Origin of the sequence: Acinetobacter sp. Res13-Abat-PEC15-P4-01, from assembly GCF_015676285.1 — a bacterium.
GTDB lineage: Bacteria > Pseudomonadota > Gammaproteobacteria > Pseudomonadales > Moraxellaceae > Acinetobacter > Acinetobacter nematophilus.
The window spans coordinates 507056-524354 of sequence record NZ_JADAIN010000020.1; the positions used below are offsets into that span (position 1 = coordinate 507056).

Below are 17299 nucleotides of genomic sequence, written 5' to 3' on the forward strand. Positions count from 1 at the left end.
ATCATTGATCAAGACCTAAATCGAGATACTCAAAATCATATGGATAATTTTTTATTCAAAGTACCATCATGTTTCTGGGTTCATGAATTGTTGCACTTTGAGTATCTTTCAAAAACGTGTATGTTAATCAAATTACTTAAAAAATTATGATTGGGGAAAAAAGGTGATTTGGGGAGCAAGACAGGAAAATGCAATACAAAAGAATTCCGAACTGATTGATTTAGATCTGTCACATTATTATTCGAAGGTTGATGAATTCTTAAGACAAATTAACCTCATCATTTTAGACAAACAGCAACAAACCAAGCTTGCCTTGTGTAGCTTATTGGCAGGTGGGCATTTACTCTTTGAAGACTTACCCGGCTTAGGTAAAACAACTTTAGCCAGCAGTTTGTCCCGTTTAGCGGGGCTTGATTTTCAACGGATTCAATTCACCAATGATATGTTGGCCAGTGATGTCATTGGGATTAATATGTTTAATCAAAAAGAACATCAATTTGAATTTAAGTACGGTCCCATTTTTACCCAAATACTACTTGCTGACGAAATCAATCGCTGTAGTCCAAAAACCCAGAGCGCATTGTTGGAAGCGATGGAAGAGGGCAATGTCACCGTAGATGGCATTCGTTATGCATTGCCGCAGCCATTTTGGGTGATTGCAACACAAAATCCACTTTTTCAAAGTGGTACATATAGCCTACCTGAATCCCAGTTAGACCGCTTTTTGATGCGGCTATCATTGGGTTATCCATCACGTTCAGCAGAAAAATTACTTTTACAGCAGCATTCTCGCCATGACTTAATTGAAAATTTGCAGTCCATTTTTAAACAAGAAGATATATTGAAATTACAATGTGTGGTCAATGGCATTGCAATAAATGATTTAATATTTGACTATATACTTGATTTAGCAGAAGAAACGAGAAAAGGGCGTCATGGGCTATCTACCCGTGGCGTTTTGGCGTTGAAAAAGGCTGCTCAAGCGCATGCATTGATTGAAAAAAGAGCTTTTGTAATTGCAGATGATGTGCAAGCTGTGTTCGTTGCGGTCACTTCGCATCGTATAGGATTGGGTGAGTCTGAAACTTTAGCCTTGATGCAAAAAGTTCCTGTTCAAGGTTAATTAGGATTTAAGCATGTTTGCTAAAAGATTCGTACAGTGGTTGCACCAAAGATTTCGTTACACAGGTATACGGACGCTCAAGCAAAATGAAGTCTTAGTATTTATCTACCAACAAGGCTTTCTGTATCTTGTACTTATTTTAATCACATTTATTGCGGGAATTAACTATGCAAATAACTTGATTCTAGGTTTTTGCTTTTTAATAAGTGCCATTTTGTGTATTAGTTTTTATTTGAGTTTTAAGCAATTGCACGGTGTGACCATTGAAGTCATTGCTGATGAAGTCGGTAAGGTGAACGAGGCTTTTAAAGTCACCGTGATTTTGCAACAACACCGAGCAAGCCTGAAGTTTCTAAATTTTAAATTCGATGATCAGTTACTGCCTTTTTTATTTGAGGATAAGCAGCAAAGCTTTGAGTTAAATTTTATACCGCAAAAACGTGGTAAATTTTCAATTCCTCCAATTCAGATTTATTCAACTTATCCATTAGGTTTAGTCCGAGCATGGACATACATTTATCTGACCAATGATTACTGGATTGCTCCTGAAGCAAAGTCTGGTCTGCAATATTCACATATTCAGGCGAATACGGGTGAGCCTGATCTGGATGAGTTTAAAGAATTGAGAAATTTTAAAATAGGTGATTCATTACAGAGTATTTCATGGAAGCAGGCAGCTCGAGGACAAGGGCTATTTGTCAAGCAGTTTGAGGATTTACTGGACACCCATGCCATGCAAATTGAATATGCCAAAATGCCCAGTGCAGCGCATGAAGAAAAACTAAGTCTAATGATGGAATTGGTTGATCGTTGCGAACAACTGCAATCTCCATATTGTATTATTTTACCCCATGCTCAGACAGAAAATGGTGTAGGGGAACAGCATTATATTCATATCAAAACCTTGTTGGCACAAGCTTGAGGATTGGACATGAACAAATCAATCCAAATTTCAATTTTAGTTGCCTTAAGTTTGATTTGGTTGGCCCAGCTTGCCTATATGCCGATTGCCTTATCGATATTGTTTCTGGTCAATCTCCTTGGTTTAGGGTGGTATTATCAAAAAATCAATGCTCATCAAACATTCAATTTCCCTCGAGTTTTATTTCAAGCACCAAAGCTGTTATTTGCATTTTTTGCATTGCTGATTATCTATATCGATACCCAAACATTTTTAGGTATAGAGGCCGGTACTGCTGTGCTTTCTACTTTTTTATTTGCCAAAGCACTTGAAACCAAGTCTAAACGTGACTTTATCATACTGTTTAATTTTGCTTTGTTTGTGAGTGCGAGTTTATTTTTACATAGCCAATCTTTTGCAATGGCTGTTTTAGTATTGTGTTGCCTAATCAGCTGCTTGGTTGGATTATATCGAGTACAGACCGCCAATTTTGAAATTGCACAGCCTGTCTTACAATCACTTAAAAACGACTCGCTCCATATTCTTAAATTTATTGGTCTGGCTTTGCCTTTTTTTATTTTGCTGTTTTTGTTTTTTCCACGTTTGCCTCCACTTTGGCAAATTCCGATTCCTAACCATCAAGCAGTAACAGGATTGAGTGATCGCATGTCACCAGGGGATATTGCATCTTTGTCGCAATCAAGCGCCTTGGCTTTTCGAATTATTGGAGACATGAAGCAGTTCCCGAACCGCAATGAATTGTATTGGCGAGCAATGGTATTAGATCATTATGATGGTACAATTTGGACAAGTGAATTTAGTAACAAACAGAGCAAATCCTATTCAAAAATCACAGGTCAACAGGATGGTTTTCATTATCAGTATCTAGCCGGTGATCCTGCTCAGCAGTGGATCACAGGTTTGGAAAAGTCAATTCCAATAGAACAACGTTTAGAATTACATCAAGACTGGTCTATTACACCCAAACAACTTGTACAACGGGTACAACCCGTCGAATTGCAATGGATTGGCTCGCGTGTTCAGGATGTTCAAGTACCAGCATTTGAACAATGGATGCTTAAAAATAATCTAAAATATCCTAAAAACCGTGATCTACAAGCGCAGAAGTTTGCATTGGCTATGTTTCATCAAAGCCAAGAAAATCCTGATACCTATATCAAAAATATTCTAAATTGGTATAAAAAAGAAAATTTTGTTTATACACTCGCACCTGGGAAATTGGGGAATCATCGAATAGATGAATTTTTATTTCAATCAAGACAGGGGTTCTGCGAACACTATGCCTCAAGCTTTGTTTTACTGATGCGTTATGTCGGAATACCTGCTCGTGTCGTCACAGGTTATCAAGGTGGTGAACTGGCGCCAGATGGGAAAAGTTGGGAAGTCCGTCAATTAGATGCCCATGCATGGGCGGAAGTGTACCAACAGGGACAATGGCATCGAATTGATCCTACAGCCATCATTGCGCCAATGCGAATCGATCAGGGAATGCAAACGACCATAGAGGGTAATGCGGCAATTTTTGGTGATGGCGCTTATTCAAATATACGCTTTCAGCATTCATCCATATTGAGAACATTAAGAGTCTGGAGTGACTATGCAAGTTTTCAATGGCAAAGCAAAGTCGTGGGCTATGATGCTGAAAAGCAAAGTGGGTGGATGAAAAAACTGGGACTGACTTCAGTGTATAGTTATGGATTGGTCTTAATTTTAGGAATCATTGGATTATTAATGGTTTACTGGGGAGTGACAAAACTTTTTCGGGTAAAACAGATGTCTGAGCTTGAGCGATTGATTTTTAAGTTTAATCGCCAGTTGTCAAAAGATGATCAAAAAGTAGAGTCTGAAACTTTTCAACAATGGATGTCTCGTTTGGCCAGTCGGGTTGAAGAAAAAAAATCATTTGAACAGGCGAATAAAGTTTTCCAAAAAATTACTTATTTAGATAATGAAAATCAACAAGATATTCAGGAAATTAAGAAATTGCTTAAAGAGTGTTCGAATGCGTTAAAAGCGGGAAAATAAGTCTTGTCATATTGCTGAAAAATGAATAATATTCTCAGCACTTCAGGTGTATAGCTCAGTTGGTTAGAGCGCTACGTTGACATCGTAGAGGTCTCCAGTTCGAGTCTGGATATACCTACCAAGATTTTTAAAGGGTTTACAAGTATTTTCAAAGACTTGTAAACCTTTTTTTATGTCAAAAAGTTTAGCTTTGGCTATTCAAAATATGAGAAAGAACTCAAGAATCTCAATAAACCCCAAATCAAATTGGAAGAAATAATTATTGCGTATTACAAAAAATGGTCCAATTCACTAAACCTAAAACCTATATTAAAATCACATAACGTGGCTCAATCGTTATTATGAAAACTTAACTCAAATACCAATTCGTGATCTAACACCATAAACTGATTATTGAAAACAGTGACAGGCTTTTGAAGTATGTTAAGCCAGGAAGATTATATAAAGAAATGAGCCTAGATATTTCAGTAAGTGAACTATTTTAAATTTAGTCTATCTGTTTTATTTAGTTAAGAAGCCAACCAGAACCAAGCTCGGCAAAACAATATAAGTCAGGATCAGATAGATCAGATCTTATATGGATTAGATGAATATAATAAAAATATGATTCCAAAGACACCAGCCCACTTTATAGAAAGGTCTTTTTTATTTACTTTGCCTAGCTGACTTAGAGCACTAAAATCAGCTTTAAACAGGAATATAAATTTCATCAAAACTTAAGTCGCGTACAGATTTTCACATTATTGCCAGAAAGATTTGGTGGAGGTTGAAAGTGGTTGTGGTGATTGATGCTATCCCTGAACTAAGGCGGGATATCGAGGGGGGAGATATGGAGAAGTATAATACTGTATAGTTATCCTTGGTCAGAGCGGGTGACAGCAGAACGAACTCAAAATGATGCACGTTCTGATGTGAAGTCTGGTTAAGGAGCTTTGTATTGCCGTTATAGTTTTATAAGCTTTTAATTGCTGAATAAGCACTATTATTCAACCAAACAGGTTGGCTAGTTAAACATCCTGATTTAAGACTGCTAGATGGCAGACTATAGTAATATAAATTTTTTATCTCTTGACCTTCGGGTAAAAAATAGCTAATAAAATATGCATTTGTATCCTTTTTATCCAATAAATTATTCATAGACTGTAATTGATTAGTTTTTACGGCAAAGTGTGTTTCATCTTTTACATTATTCATAATTTTAGGTGATGACGATACTATGTGCAACAGACAGTCTAAATTTGTTTTATCAGTTTTTGATTTTAAATCCATATTAATCTGTACTGTTACTAATTTCCCATGAAGAGTTTTGGTTTCATGCAGCTTATAAGCTTTAAAGTCAACTTTATTATTTACTGCTGATTTAATATCTATACTTTCCAGAGTTTTAGCATTAATTTCATCCTTTTTCGTATTATAGAAATTCTTAAAATCTTTTGTTGCATAAACACATCTTTCTTTTCCACATAAAATTAGAAAAAATTTTTTCTCCGAGTTCTCTACATATGTAACACCCTCTAATACATCTGAAACAGCATTTTTTTGTCCATCATTAGATTTGGAAATCCATATGAGTAAAACCCAGTAAATGAAAAGTGAAGCCGCTACAAAAAATATATACGAAAAAGATGCGTGTTTTAAAAGTTCATCCAGCAAACTAAAATTTCTAGCCTTGCTATATTCACTTCTTTTAACTTCATAGTATTGTTCTTTATCTATATTATTATGTTTACCACTAACCCAATTTTTAAATTTAATATTGATATATGAAATTCGAATCTTTAATTCAAGACGATGTAAAAAACAATGATAAAAAATATAAGATAATGAAATTAATAGATTTATGATAAGCAAATAATGATAACAATATAGAAATCCATAAAAAGCATAATCAGTAAACTCAAATCCGAGCAGTTGATAGTTGATACCTGTTTTTAAAACGGCTCCCTCAATAATAGATCTCCCTGTGACAAATAAGAAACCAAGTGCCAATGAAGTAAGAAAAGTAGCGCTAAAAGAAATTCTCACTATGAATTACTCTTTAAACGTCTCATTTAAAGCCTGTTGAACCGCATCTACACGTGATTTGCAGGCCTTATAAGCTGACATAGACTCTTCAACAATTTTCATTAAATTATCGATATCAGGCTCTTCTTGAGATTCTAATAATTCTGCATTTTTCTTAAGAACGTCATAACCTTCTTTGAAAGTTAATTCTTTTTTAGTCATTACTTTGTACCTGTATTACTTTCGCATCGATAGTACCATCCTGTAATTCTACCTGGATGCTTTCATTTGAAATGTGTTGAATAGATCGAATGGCATGGTTATTACTTCTTACAATACCATAGCCCTTAGCCATAATATTTTTGGGATTCTGCAATAAAGTTTCTCGAAGCAAGCCGTCAATTTGTGTTGAAGCTAATTTAAGTTGCTGTTGAGCTAAATATTGAATTGTATCTTTCATCAAATCTAAGCGCTTATTTACCTCATTGATCTGACCATGGGAGAGCGTTTTAATCACTTTCATATATTGATCATTTCGACTTTGATAAGCGGAAATTTGATGTTGAGATAAAAGTTTGATCTTGTTTAAGGACTCTAATACATCTTGAACACGATCTGCAATCAGGTTTCGAATTCCACCGATCACCTTACTGGGTGTATCAAATGAGCGATGAGCAATTTCATCTAAGATTGTTCTATCTTTCTCATGCCCGATACCCACCCATACAGGAACTGAACGTTTACAGAGGAGAGCAGCTAAATCATAGTCATTAAGATAAGCCAAATCATTCACAGCGCCACCACCACGAATGATTACAATCAGATCTGGCACCTTGTCATATTCCTTAGCCCACTTACGTAAAGCACTTGATAAAGATTCAGCAATACTGAGTGCTGCTGTGTTACCTTGAAACGTCGCTGTGTGATAAACAAAATGACAAACTCCCGCTTTATCAAGGGTATCAGCATCTTTCTTAAAGTCCCCTAAACCTGCAGCATTTTCAGGAGCTATGACTAAAACATTCTGGATATCAAAGGGTATTGGAATGGATTTATTTTTATGAATTAATCCTTCAGCAGTCAATCTCTCTAAAATTTGTTGATACCGCCGTGCAATATCACCAAGTGTGTAACTGGAATCAATTGCTTCAATATTCACAGAAAAGCCGTATTGGGGACTAAATACAGCTTTGACTTTAATTAATACGTTTAAATCTCGAGATAACTCTATACCGCTTTCACGTTCGAATTTCAGAACCATTTTTGCAGCACTGAATTTCCAAATAGTTGCTTTACAGCTGGCTATAACTTTATCTGTATCTTCTTCTTTTTCAGCGAGTTCTAGATAGTAATGACCACCTTTAATACTGAGGTTTCTAATTTCAGCTTTTACCCAGACCGGTTCATCAAAAGCGACTCGTATAACTTCTTGAACTGTAGATAAATATTCACTCAGGGTGAGTTGTGATTCAGACATTGAAAAAATAATGTTATAAATTATGATAATCATACCGTAAATTTTAGTTAAAACTCAATTTCACGATAAATACAGAAATATTTTTTATAAATGTTAAAATTCATGTCTGTTTTTTATGTTTGACGTAAAGATAAATTAAATATTTCAAAAGGATGAAATTATTAAAAAAAATATATTTATAATCCCATTGTTGATTATCTCGAATAGTGAATCCAAAGCATCTGAATTTGAGAAGAAGATGAATAAATCTGTCTATTCATATACATCTATCATTGACAGACTAGTCGAATTTAATGATTCCCATGAAGGAGACGATCTGAATGAGTCACAGCGTATCTGGGTAATTCAGAATAATTGTGCAATGAAAAAAAGTATCTTGAGGCATTTCGAATTTTTACTGGCTAATATAGATGAATATAACAGGACCTATAATTTTAATGAAACCAAGGAGTCCATAGTGGAGGCAAGTTTAGAAGATGTTGAAGATTATGTGGAGTATTCAGAAGAACTTTCCAAGCTTGGAAAGACATGTGAGCCTTCGGAAAATTAAAGTTTTAAATATTTTATTTGACTTTGCATAAGGCATATAGCCTATTTCATTTTATGGTGAATGAAGTTAGGCTAAACCGCACAGTTTAGATTTTTCAAACTTACTATTTATATTCAGTCGTAATTAATTTTTAAATAAAAGATTCTTAAATTTATACCAAATAGAATCTGGTTTAATTTGGTCTTGATAGTCTAATTCAGCACACGGATTTGTAAAATAGTAGCTATAAACACCTTCACCAAACTCATTTTTATTGAGTTTTCCATTCTTATCATCATCTAATTTATCGAATATACTCAACCTCTTGGGGTCATTTTTTGACGGTGGAGCTATCCAAGGGATTGGCTCTTTTAATAGGTCTAGAGTCAACCACTCTTTTTTTTCAATGAAATTATTTTTATTTTTATCAGCAGCTTGAAAAATTCTGAGCCAATCTGGGGTAGCAGGTTCACAGCCATAAACAAAGTTACTTACTGCTGTACAAAGCATTATCAATATATAGTATTTTATTTTATAAGTTCGCATAAAAATTCACTGTTAAAAGATGGGATCAATAATGCCAAACGCCGTTTTACTTTACAGTATAGAAAAAATTAGCAATTTTTATTGAACTTTTTTTAGATTAATTTTTTAAATCAATGAAGTCTGCGTAATATCACCGTAATTGTTCTGTAAAAATATAGGATAATTTGGAGATTAGATAATAACATTGCATTTTCGCAAAAAATGAAACGATATTATGAATAATTTTCAAATTTTGAGTGAATCATTAGATAACGCTGAATTATTAAAAAAATTACATCATGCTATTGATCAACATCGTCTTCCAATAAGCTCGAAAGATGATCTAAATGATCAAGTGATTGAAATTGAAAAGTATCTTGGAGAGAATGAATTCCGTAGCCTTCATGAAAAAAGAAAATTAGCAAATTGGGGAACAGGGCTTTTAGCGCTTCCTGTTCTCATATACTGTCTATTTCTTTTTGGGAGTCGCTATGCAAACACCTTCGGATTTAACATTGATGCCGCTGCTGTTAATCATTCATTATTAATTGGTGTGATTCACTATTTGTGGATTGTAATCATATATGCTTTGTTGTTTATCGGACTGGTTGCATATTTCTATAAATTGAATAAGCAGACCAATGAGAAAATATACTCAATAGCAAATAAGCTATTCATCAGGTTGAATTAAAAAATATCTTTGAGCTTCAAGGATGATTTGTATTGACCTCCGACCAACTTGACTGTACATACAGTGTAGGGCAAAATTTATGTCAAATTGATGATTGTCTATAATACTACCGTCTAAAACCTCGCATTGCGGGGTTTTTTTTATATGGATGCAATAGAAATGAAATGGATATTACCATTAACGCTTACAATATTATCTACATCAAGTTTTGCTTATAAAACTACTGATTATTCAGGTAAGTGCTTTACGGTTGATGAGAAAAAAGCGGAATCGTGCTCAATCCAAAGAGGGGTAAGCTCTGGTGGTGGTTTTATATATTTAGAGCTTGGTCAAAAAGAATATCTGGTTGAACAATCGACCAGTTGTGGGGGTAATTGTAAGCCTTACTTAGGTACAACTCCTGAAGATGTTCTTCCCGCTAAAAAATACAAGAAAGGTCAATGGGACTGTTACAAACAAGAGTCAGGTAAGATAAACATTTGTTATGCTATATCTAAATAAACTTCATCACCCTCGAAGCCTATCGAAAAGATAGGCTTTTTGCTTCTTTAAGAGATACAAATTTAAATGGCGTTGTACTTCCAGCGATAAATAGATAGGAAAGTACCTAAATAGTTGTTTTTGTGGAGAGATTGAAAGGTAAGTTATTGAGAAAACAGCATATATGCTCAAAGTCGCAAATGATCATCGTAACTGTCTGTACTTCTATAGTTAACCAGTTATTTTAAATAATCACTATTTAATATTTTGTTTTTCAAGCAGAGTAGAGTCTGATGATTGACTAAAGTCAGCAGAACACTAAACGCGGAAGAAAGTTAAACAAACTAAAACATGAGACGTTTATCCATCTTAGTGTCGGAGCATGTTGATCATCACTACCAGTCAATTTGATTGAATCCTCCCTTGCAGATGATCAACTTTACAAATCCAAATACCATATGAAGCAATCACTGAAGCGATTATTTAATATCATTAGCATTAACCTTCCTCATAATATTTGCCCATTTACTTCTTAATTTGAGATCTCTGTGCATGGCAAAAAACACATGATGTAAGTTTTTTTAAGCTTTAAGTTATATTGAGTTAACTATTTCGGATTTAAAGCATTATTCAGTTTAAAATTTTTAAAAATGTAATACTTGAATAGCTGTGATTAATTTAAAGATATTGTGATTTTATTCCCATTATTTTTTTATTAAGTTGTATTTTTACTGAATTTATTGATTGGTTTTAATTTAATTCATTTGTTGATAATAAAGTGATCGTTTTGTGTGTATTTCATTTGAGTGGGATTGTTGGGATTTATCACCATAAGTACGTATTTTATTGAGATTTGTGTTTAATTTATAACAATTAAGTCTATAATATGTCGTATTGTAATTCAATATTATCTGTTTAAATACTTTGAAAAAGATATTGATCAATACTGGCGGGGTTTTGAATGATTTTTAAATTTATTTCATGTTTTTTATTTTATACAAACTTTTCTTGAAAATATAACAAATAGTAATATTGGAGTGAAACAATTGCTCTAGGATGATTATCGTTGAATGATTAATTGAATTAATATTTTTTATCAAACTAGAGGATTAAACATGTCGAATTCTAATATAGATAATGAAGTTGTTCAAAATATGAATAAAGAGCAACGTAAACAATTAAATGCCGATCCTATTTCTGGTGAGCCAGGTGCACATCCCATCGGTACTGGTGTCGGAGCAGCAGGTGGAGCGGCCAGTGGAGCAGCAATTGGGGCCGTTGGGGGACCCGTCGGTGTTGCAGTTGGGGGTGTAGTTGGTGCGGTTGTAGGAGGATTAGCAGGGAAAAGCATTTCTGAGGCTGTTAATCCAACAGACGAAGATGTCTATTGGCGTGAAACTTATAATACTCGCCCATACTACAAAGAAACAATTACCCTATATGACGATGTGGATTACGATCGTGATTATCGTGACGCATACCATTTAGGGTACACTTCTAGAAGCAATTATCCTTATGAAACAAAGTTTGAAGAAGTTGAAGCGGATTTAAAACTTCAATGGGAAAAGACTAAAAGAGAGTCTCGTTTAAAATGGGAAGAAGCAAAACACGCGGTTAAAGATGCATGGGATAGAGTAACGCGCTAATCCATGATAAAAATAGCCCCATATTATTGGGGCTATTTTTTTGCTGGTTAAATCTTATTTCTTCGTTTTACTTAAATTTAACTAATGTTTTTTAGACAGCACAACATTCATAAATTAAAAAACATTTATATAATCTTTTATAGATAGAGCTCATATAATTATAAGGAAACTTGATCATTTTGTTGTTTTGAGATATTGTGAGCATAACTAGAAAAAGTCATGTTTGGTAAATTTTCTCTAAGTACCGCAGTTTTAGTAATAATTCTTCGTTTTTTCAGATTTTAAGCTCCATTCTTTATTATTTCGATGTTACATATAGTCTGTAAAATGGCTTAAATTTTTTTTAAATAAGTAGGTTTTATTATGTCAAACGCTAAAATTGTTAAAGGTACTGTGAAGTGGTTCAATGAGACTAAAGGATTCGGATTCATTCAACCAGAATCAGGCCCTGATGTTTTTGCACACTTTAGTGAAATTACAAGCTCTGGTTTCAAAACTCTTGTAGAAGGTCAAGCCGTTGAGTTCAGTATTTCGCAAGGTCAAAAAGGACCAACTGCTGTTAATATTGTAGCTTTATAATCGTTAAAAAGTTAAAAAAGCATTTTTAATGCTTTTTTAACCTGTTTTTATTTTAATACTTATAATTTTTTGCCTATTTTTTATTGGCTGATTTGTGTTTAAACATAATATCAGTGTAAAAGAACAATTCGAAATCAAATACGCTATTGAGGCTACAGTTGATCATAACTTTGCAATTACTCAATGTCATTCAAATTTGAAATATTACACCTGATGATGAGGATATACATCCAAGTTTTGAAATGTCATTTCAAAGACTTGTAAGGTGTTTATACCTTTTTTAAAGTTAGCTTAAATTTCTATAGCTGTAAAAAATCGATGTTTGTGACTCACATAACTGATGATATAAATTTATTTGATCTTAAATCATCCATCTTTTTAATTGTTGTTTATGGGACTTGTTGCGGAAGTATATTTTTAGCTAGTTTCTGAATAAGTTAAAGTTATTATAAACAATTGCCTTGCGATGTTTAGCATTGACTGGTGTAATCCGTTTATTGGATTTGATCAAAAAGTATAAAATAATTTCTATAAAAACAGAGATTCAATAAAGAAAAATTTTGAAAACTAGCCTATAGTTGAATAGATCAGCAACTCATCTAAAAGATTCATATTGAAATATTTCTAAAAAAATGTTGCTGGAAAACTTTATATCAAGTGAGTTAGCAGATAAACGTAAAATCTTATTTGTGAGAAGAAGAGTATAACATATGGAACAACTCAATCCCTCTGATTTAAAAGCAATATCACATTCAAAACGCGCAACTCTTTATTATTTAGAACACGCACGTGTGATGCAAAAAGATGGTCGTGTTTTATATCTTACCGAAGCGAAAAATGAAAATCAGTATTGGAATATTCCGATTGCCAATACGACAGTTATATTATTGGGAACTGGTACATCAATCACACAAGCTGCAATGCGAATGCTATGTAGTGCAGGGGTTTTGGTTGGTTTTTGTGGCGGTGGTGGTACGCCATTATTTTCAGGCAGTGAAGTTGAGTGGTTAACACCGCAAAGTGAATATCGCCCAACTGAATATATGCAAGGCTGGATGAGTTTTTGGTTTGATGAGAAGAAACGCTTAGAGGTTGCAAAACAGTTTCAGGTTGCACGGATTGAGTACATTCGTAAAATTTGGGCAAAAGATCGGGATTTACAGGCGGAAGGCTTTTATTTAGATGATCAGGATATTCAACAAGCTTAAGTGGTTTTGAAAAGAAGATTCCCAATATGTCTAAGGTTGGTGATTTACTTCTCGCTGAAGCTCAGACCACCAAGCAGTTTTATAAAATCGCTGCGACACGCTGTAAGCTTAAATTTGAGCGAAATCCTGAACATGGTGATTTGGCGAATGATTTTTTAAATCATGGTAATTATTTAGCATATGGCCTTAGTGCAACCACACTTTGGGTTTTAGGTATCAGTCATTCATTTGCAGTCATGCACGGAAAATCACGTCGTGGCGCTTTGGTATTTGATGTCGCAGATTTGATTAAAGATGCTGTGGTTTTACCTTGGGCTTTTATTTGTGCAAAAGAGGGGATGGCAGAGCAGGAGTTTAGACAACAGCTTCTTCAAAAATTTACTGAATATAAGGCAGCTTAGAAATGTAAGACGTGGATAATCTACAACTTGTATTTGTTCACTGCCACATAGGCAGCTTAGAAAATCGGATAAACCCTTTGATAAAAGCCCTGTTGGTTCACTACCGCATAGGTAGCTTAGAAAAGAACGAACGTTCTTTTTCTCGTTGTGCTTCTGTTCACAGCCATATGGGCAGCTTGAAAAATCCTATAAGATGCACCGTTCAAGTGCAATAATTTAAAAATGCATTTTAATTCATTTTTTTAAACAAAAATGTTACTCAAGTCACAAAATATATGTATAATCGCCAGAATTTATCACTTGACATGATTTTGAAATGGTAAAGCTTATAACTTTGACAGTCTTTGTTGGCATCATATTTCTTGGTTATTTTACCTATGTGGATACGCAACAGAAAAAACAACAAGAAATGTTGAATATTATTAAAGAAGCAAATTTAACCATTAAAAATGTTGAAGCTAATCCTAACAATCAGAGTGTTCTAAAAGGTAATCATTCACCGATTTAGTTCTGATGATAGTTATACAGATGTTTAAAAATTATCAGTTCCGATGAAATGAACGGACAGGATGTTCAGTTTGATAAAATTACATAAACAGTATGATATAATTTGCAAAATGTAACCGACCAAGTCCGTTTAAAACATTCTAGAACACTAAAGCTGCGCATTCGCAGCTTTTTTAATTCAAGTTTTTTTTATCGGAAATGTCATTTTGGTATGTTTATTGAATGCTTAACTACGGCTAAATTGATGCCATGTATCATTTTCTAAATCAGCTCGATTTTATCAACGAATAGCTCAAACATAACAGGGGCTCAACAATGACGAATCCAAATCCTTCAGCGGGTTTGCTCGAACGCTTATTTAAACTAAGCGAAAACAAAACAACGTTTAGAACTGAAATACTTGCAGGCTTAACAACGTTTTTAACGATGTGTTATATCATCATTGTTAACCCATTGATCCTGTCTGAAACAGGTATGGATCATGGTGCAGTATTTGTCGCAACATGTTTGGCAGCTGCAATTGGTTGTTTGGTCATGGGGGTGGTGGCAAACTATCCAATTGCACTTGCACCTGGTATGGGGTTGAATGCATATTTTACCTATTCAGTCTGCTTGGGTATGGGGGTTGAATGGCAAACAGCATTGGCTGCTGTATTTGTTTCTGGATTGGTATTCATTGCAATCAGTATGTTTAAAATCCGTGAAGCCATTGTAAATGCCATTCCAATGTCATTGAAATTTGCAATTGGGGGCGGCATTGGTTTATTCCTTGCACTGGTTGCATTGAAAAACTCAGGCATTATTGTTGCAAATCAAGCAACGTTTGTGGGGTTGGGTGATTTAAAACAGCCGACTGTTCTATTGACTTTATTGGGTTTTTTCCTGACGGTCATTATGCATCACTATAAAGTTCGTGGTGCAATTATTATCAGCATTTTAGCAGTAACGGGAATTGCGACAGCACTAGGCTTAAACGAATTTAAGGGTGTTGTGGGTACAATTCCTTCAATTGCACCAACTTTCATGCAAATGAATTTTGAAAATTTATTTACAGCAAGTTTGGTGGGCGTCATCTTTGTATTTTTCTTGGTGGATTTATTCGATTCAACGGGGACATTGGTTGGTGTTTCACATCGTGCCGGTTTATTGAAAGATGGCAAATTGCCACGTTTGAAAAAAGCATTATTTGCAGACTCAACGGCTATTGTTGCTGGTGCAGCTTTAGGTACCTCTTCAACCACGCCTTATATTGAGTCGTCAGCAGGTGTTGCCGCTGGTGGTCGTACAGGTTTAACAGCGGTTGTTGTTGGTCTATTGTTCCTTGCATGCTTATTCTTGGCACCACTTGCCCAATCTGTTCCAGGTTTTGCAACAGCGCCTGCATTGTTATTTGTCGGTGTATTGATGATCCAGGGGATTACCAATATTGAGTGGGATGACATTACAGAAGCTGTTCCTGCATTTTTAACCATCGTATTTATGCCATTTGCTTATTCAATTGCAGATGGTATTGCAATGGGATTCATCAGTTACGCATTGGTTAAATTGTTTACAGGTAAAGCTAGAACCGTACCTTATATGGTGTGGATTATTGCTGTACTTTGGGTGATTAAATTCGTTGCATTTGGTGGTTAATATCCAGAAATGGTTAGAGGGTGTAAACTCAAGTTTGCACCCTTTTTTATTGTAAGATATAGATTTAAGTCCAATATATTTGGATATTTTTGATTCAATTTAAGAAATTTGAGGATACAGCGTGAATAGGTTAGAACTCATCCGTGCTTTGCCAAAGGCGGAACTCCATGTACATATTGAAGGCACGTTCGAGCCGGAACTCATGTTTGCGATTGCTCAGCGTAATCAGATTGATATTCCTTATAAATCAGTAGAGGAAGTGAAACAGGCGTATAATTTTCATAACCTACAATCATTTCTTGATATCTATTATGCTGGCGCAAATGTACTGGTTAAAGAACAGGATTTTTACGATTTGGCGTGGGCGTATTTTGAAAAGTGTGCAGAAGATCGTGTGGTGCATACCGAAATGTTTTTTGATCCACAGACACATACCGACCGCGGTGTCGCATTTGCAACGGTGATCAATGGACTACAGCGTGCATGTGATGATGCAAAAACCAAGCTTGGAATTAGTTCACATCTGATTATGTGCTTCTTACGTCATTTAAGTGAAGATGCAGCATTTGAAACCTTGCAGCAGGCACTGCCATATAAAGATCAGATTATCGCTGTTGGTTTGGATTCAAGTGAAGTTGGGCATCCGCCTGCTAAATTTGAAGGTGTTTTTGCCAAAGCCCGTGAAGCTGGCTTTTTGGTTGTAGCACATGCAGGAGAAGAAGGTCCGGCAGCGTATGTATGGGAAGCTTTAGACTTACTCAAGGTCAATCGTATAGACCATGGGGTGAGTTCTGAGGAAGATCCTGTGCTCTTACAGCGTTTAATTGCTGAAAAAATGCCTTTGACAGTTTGTCCGCTCAGTAACCTTAAGTTATGTGTGGTCAACGACATGGCGCAGCATAATATTCAACGCTTATTAAAACAGGGTGTTCATGTGACTGTGAATTCAGATGATCCATCGTATTTTGGTGGTTATATGAATGATAATTTCATATCAATTGCAGAAGCTTTGGATTTATCCAATCAAGAACTAAAACAATTGGCAAAAAACTCATTTGATGCTGCTTTTATTTCTGCTGAAGAAAAACAGAAGTGGAACCATCAAATAGATGCATTAAGCTAAGTCAAGGTATATCCTATCCCTATTAAAAACAGTGTGTGAGCACTGTTTTTTCATGAGGAAAATGATTTGAAACTTTTAACGGCATTGATGTTGATTTTACCCATCACTGTTGCTTGTGCGGATTCCAATAAAACGATGACGCAAAAAATACTGAAACCTTTAATTGAACAACAATGTGGAAGTGAATTAAAGTCCTTGAAAATTTGGCAAGCTTCAGCATTTTTATGGTCAAATACCCAGCGGGATCATGCTCAGGAAAAAATCTGTGCTTGTGTGGGTGACAATGCTTTAAATGATATCCCAACTGCAGAATTGCTTAAGGCAACCGTGAGTGAAGAAGCCAAAGATCGCTTGGTTCAGAAAGCGGTGATGAATAGTTTGAAAGGCTGTGCAAAACAAGCTTTAAATTATGGATGAGATGTTT

At 34.9% G+C, this 17299-nt stretch carries 16 protein-coding genes, 1 tRNA gene and 2 pseudogenes; 15 read left to right on the forward strand and 4 right to left on the reverse strand.

Translation table 11 applies throughout. The annotated features are described in order from the left end of the window. Positions 1-163: 163 nt before the first annotated feature. The 4 genes from IMO47_RS09305 (at position 164) to IMO47_RS09320 (ending at position 4191) form a co-directional block, all read left to right on the forward strand. The gene (locus tag IMO47_RS09305) at positions 164-1123 is read left to right on the forward strand and encodes an AAA family ATPase (protein ID WP_196077311.1); all 960 of its coding nucleotides are present in this window, start codon (positions 164-166) and stop codon (positions 1121-1123) included. 13 nt (positions 1124-1136) lie between these two features. Further along, positions 1137-2045 carry a DUF58 domain-containing protein gene (locus IMO47_RS09310; RefSeq protein WP_196077310.1) on the forward strand — a complete coding sequence of 303 codons (909 nt, stop codon included), beginning with the start codon at positions 1137-1139 and terminating at the stop codon, positions 2043-2045. 9 nt (positions 2046-2054) lie between these two features. Beyond that, positions 2055-4070 carry a DUF3488 and transglutaminase-like domain-containing protein gene (locus tag IMO47_RS09315; protein ID WP_196077309.1) on the forward strand — a complete coding sequence of 672 codons (2016 nt, stop codon included), beginning with the start codon at positions 2055-2057 and terminating at the stop codon, positions 4068-4070. Between the two features lie 44 nt (positions 4071-4114). Further along, positions 4115-4191 (forward strand) — tRNA-Val (locus IMO47_RS09320). A gap of 830 nt (positions 4192-5021) precedes the next feature. Here the strand turns inward: IMO47_RS09320 and IMO47_RS09325 are convergent. The 3 genes from IMO47_RS09325 to xseA are packed head-to-tail and all read right to left on the reverse strand — an operon-like array spanning position 5022 to position 7551. Further along, on the reverse strand, positions 5022-6095 hold the full coding sequence (locus IMO47_RS09325) for a hypothetical protein (protein WP_196077814.1): 1074 nt from the start codon (positions 6093-6095) through the stop codon (positions 5022-5024). Between the two features lie 6 nt (positions 6096-6101). Then, positions 6102-6296: an exodeoxyribonuclease VII small subunit gene (gene xseB / locus IMO47_RS09330; RefSeq protein ID WP_196075362.1), complete on the reverse strand. Its 195-nt coding sequence runs from the start codon at positions 6294-6296 to the stop codon at positions 6102-6104. After that, positions 6289-7551, reverse strand: a complete 1263-nt coding sequence (gene xseA / locus IMO47_RS09335) for an exodeoxyribonuclease VII large subunit (RefSeq protein ID WP_196075361.1) — start codon at positions 7549-7551, stop codon at positions 6289-6291. The genes xseB and xseA overlap by 8 nt, the downstream gene beginning before the upstream one ends. A 238-nt stretch (positions 7552-7789) precedes the next feature. On the opposite strand from xseA, the gene IMO47_RS09340 reads away from it, so the two are divergent. After that, positions 7790-8101 (forward strand): hypothetical protein, encoded by a 312-nt coding sequence (locus IMO47_RS09340; RefSeq protein WP_196074726.1) that lies wholly within the window; start codon positions 7790-7792, stop codon positions 8099-8101. A gap of 123 nt (positions 8102-8224) precedes the next feature. Here the strand turns inward: IMO47_RS09340 and IMO47_RS09345 are convergent, their stop codons facing one another. Further along, positions 8225-8626 carry an EF-hand domain-containing protein gene (locus IMO47_RS09345; protein WP_227552349.1) on the reverse strand — a complete coding sequence of 134 codons (402 nt, stop codon included), beginning with the start codon at positions 8624-8626 and terminating at the stop codon, positions 8225-8227. Positions 8627-8840: 214 nt separating this feature from the next. Between IMO47_RS09345 and IMO47_RS09350 the strand changes: the two genes are divergently transcribed. The 10 genes and pseudogenes from IMO47_RS09350 (at position 8841) to IMO47_RS09395 (ending at position 17292) form a co-directional block, all read left to right on the forward strand. Then, positions 8841-9296, forward strand: coding sequence for a DUF6097 family protein (locus IMO47_RS09350; protein ID WP_196074725.1), 456 nt, complete (start codon positions 8841-8843; stop codon positions 9294-9296). A 144-nt stretch (positions 9297-9440) separates the two neighbouring features. Further along, complete coding sequence (locus IMO47_RS09355; RefSeq protein WP_227552348.1) at positions 9441-9797, forward strand: hypothetical protein; 357 nt, start codon at positions 9441-9443, stop codon at positions 9795-9797. 1094 nt (positions 9798-10891) lie between these two features. Beyond that, on the forward strand, positions 10892-11422 hold the full coding sequence (locus tag IMO47_RS09360) for a hypothetical protein (protein WP_196075458.1): 531 nt from the start codon (positions 10892-10894) through the stop codon (positions 11420-11422). Positions 11423-11785: 363 nt separating this feature from the next. Continuing rightward, positions 11786-12001: a cold-shock protein gene (locus IMO47_RS09365; protein WP_196075457.1), complete on the forward strand. Its 216-nt coding sequence runs from the start codon at positions 11786-11788 to the stop codon at positions 11999-12001. 94 nt (positions 12002-12095) lie between these two features. Beyond that, positions 12096-12285, forward strand: a pseudogene (locus IMO47_RS09370) (hypothetical protein). Positions 12286-12711: 426 nt separating this feature from the next. After that, positions 12712-13610: pseudogene (gene cas1f / locus IMO47_RS09375) on the forward strand (type I-F CRISPR-associated endonuclease Cas1f). A 316-nt stretch (positions 13611-13926) separates the two neighbouring features. Beyond that, positions 13927-14118 (forward strand): hypothetical protein, encoded by a 192-nt coding sequence (locus IMO47_RS09380; RefSeq protein WP_196076855.1) that lies wholly within the window; start codon positions 13927-13929, stop codon positions 14116-14118. 314 nt (positions 14119-14432) lie between these two features. Next, entirely contained in the window at positions 14433-15752 is a 1320-nt protein-coding gene (locus IMO47_RS09385; protein ID WP_196076854.1) for an NCS2 family permease, read from the forward strand. Between the two features lie 121 nt (positions 15753-15873). Continuing rightward, positions 15874-16875 carry an adenosine deaminase gene (locus tag IMO47_RS09390; protein ID WP_196076853.1) on the forward strand — a complete coding sequence of 334 codons (1002 nt, stop codon included), beginning with the start codon at positions 15874-15876 and terminating at the stop codon, positions 16873-16875. Between the two features lie 66 nt (positions 16876-16941). After that, a complete protein-coding gene (locus IMO47_RS09395; RefSeq protein WP_196076852.1) occupies positions 16942-17292 on the forward strand; it encodes a hypothetical protein in 351 nt (116 codons plus the stop codon). Positions 17293-17299: the final 7 nt, after the last annotated feature.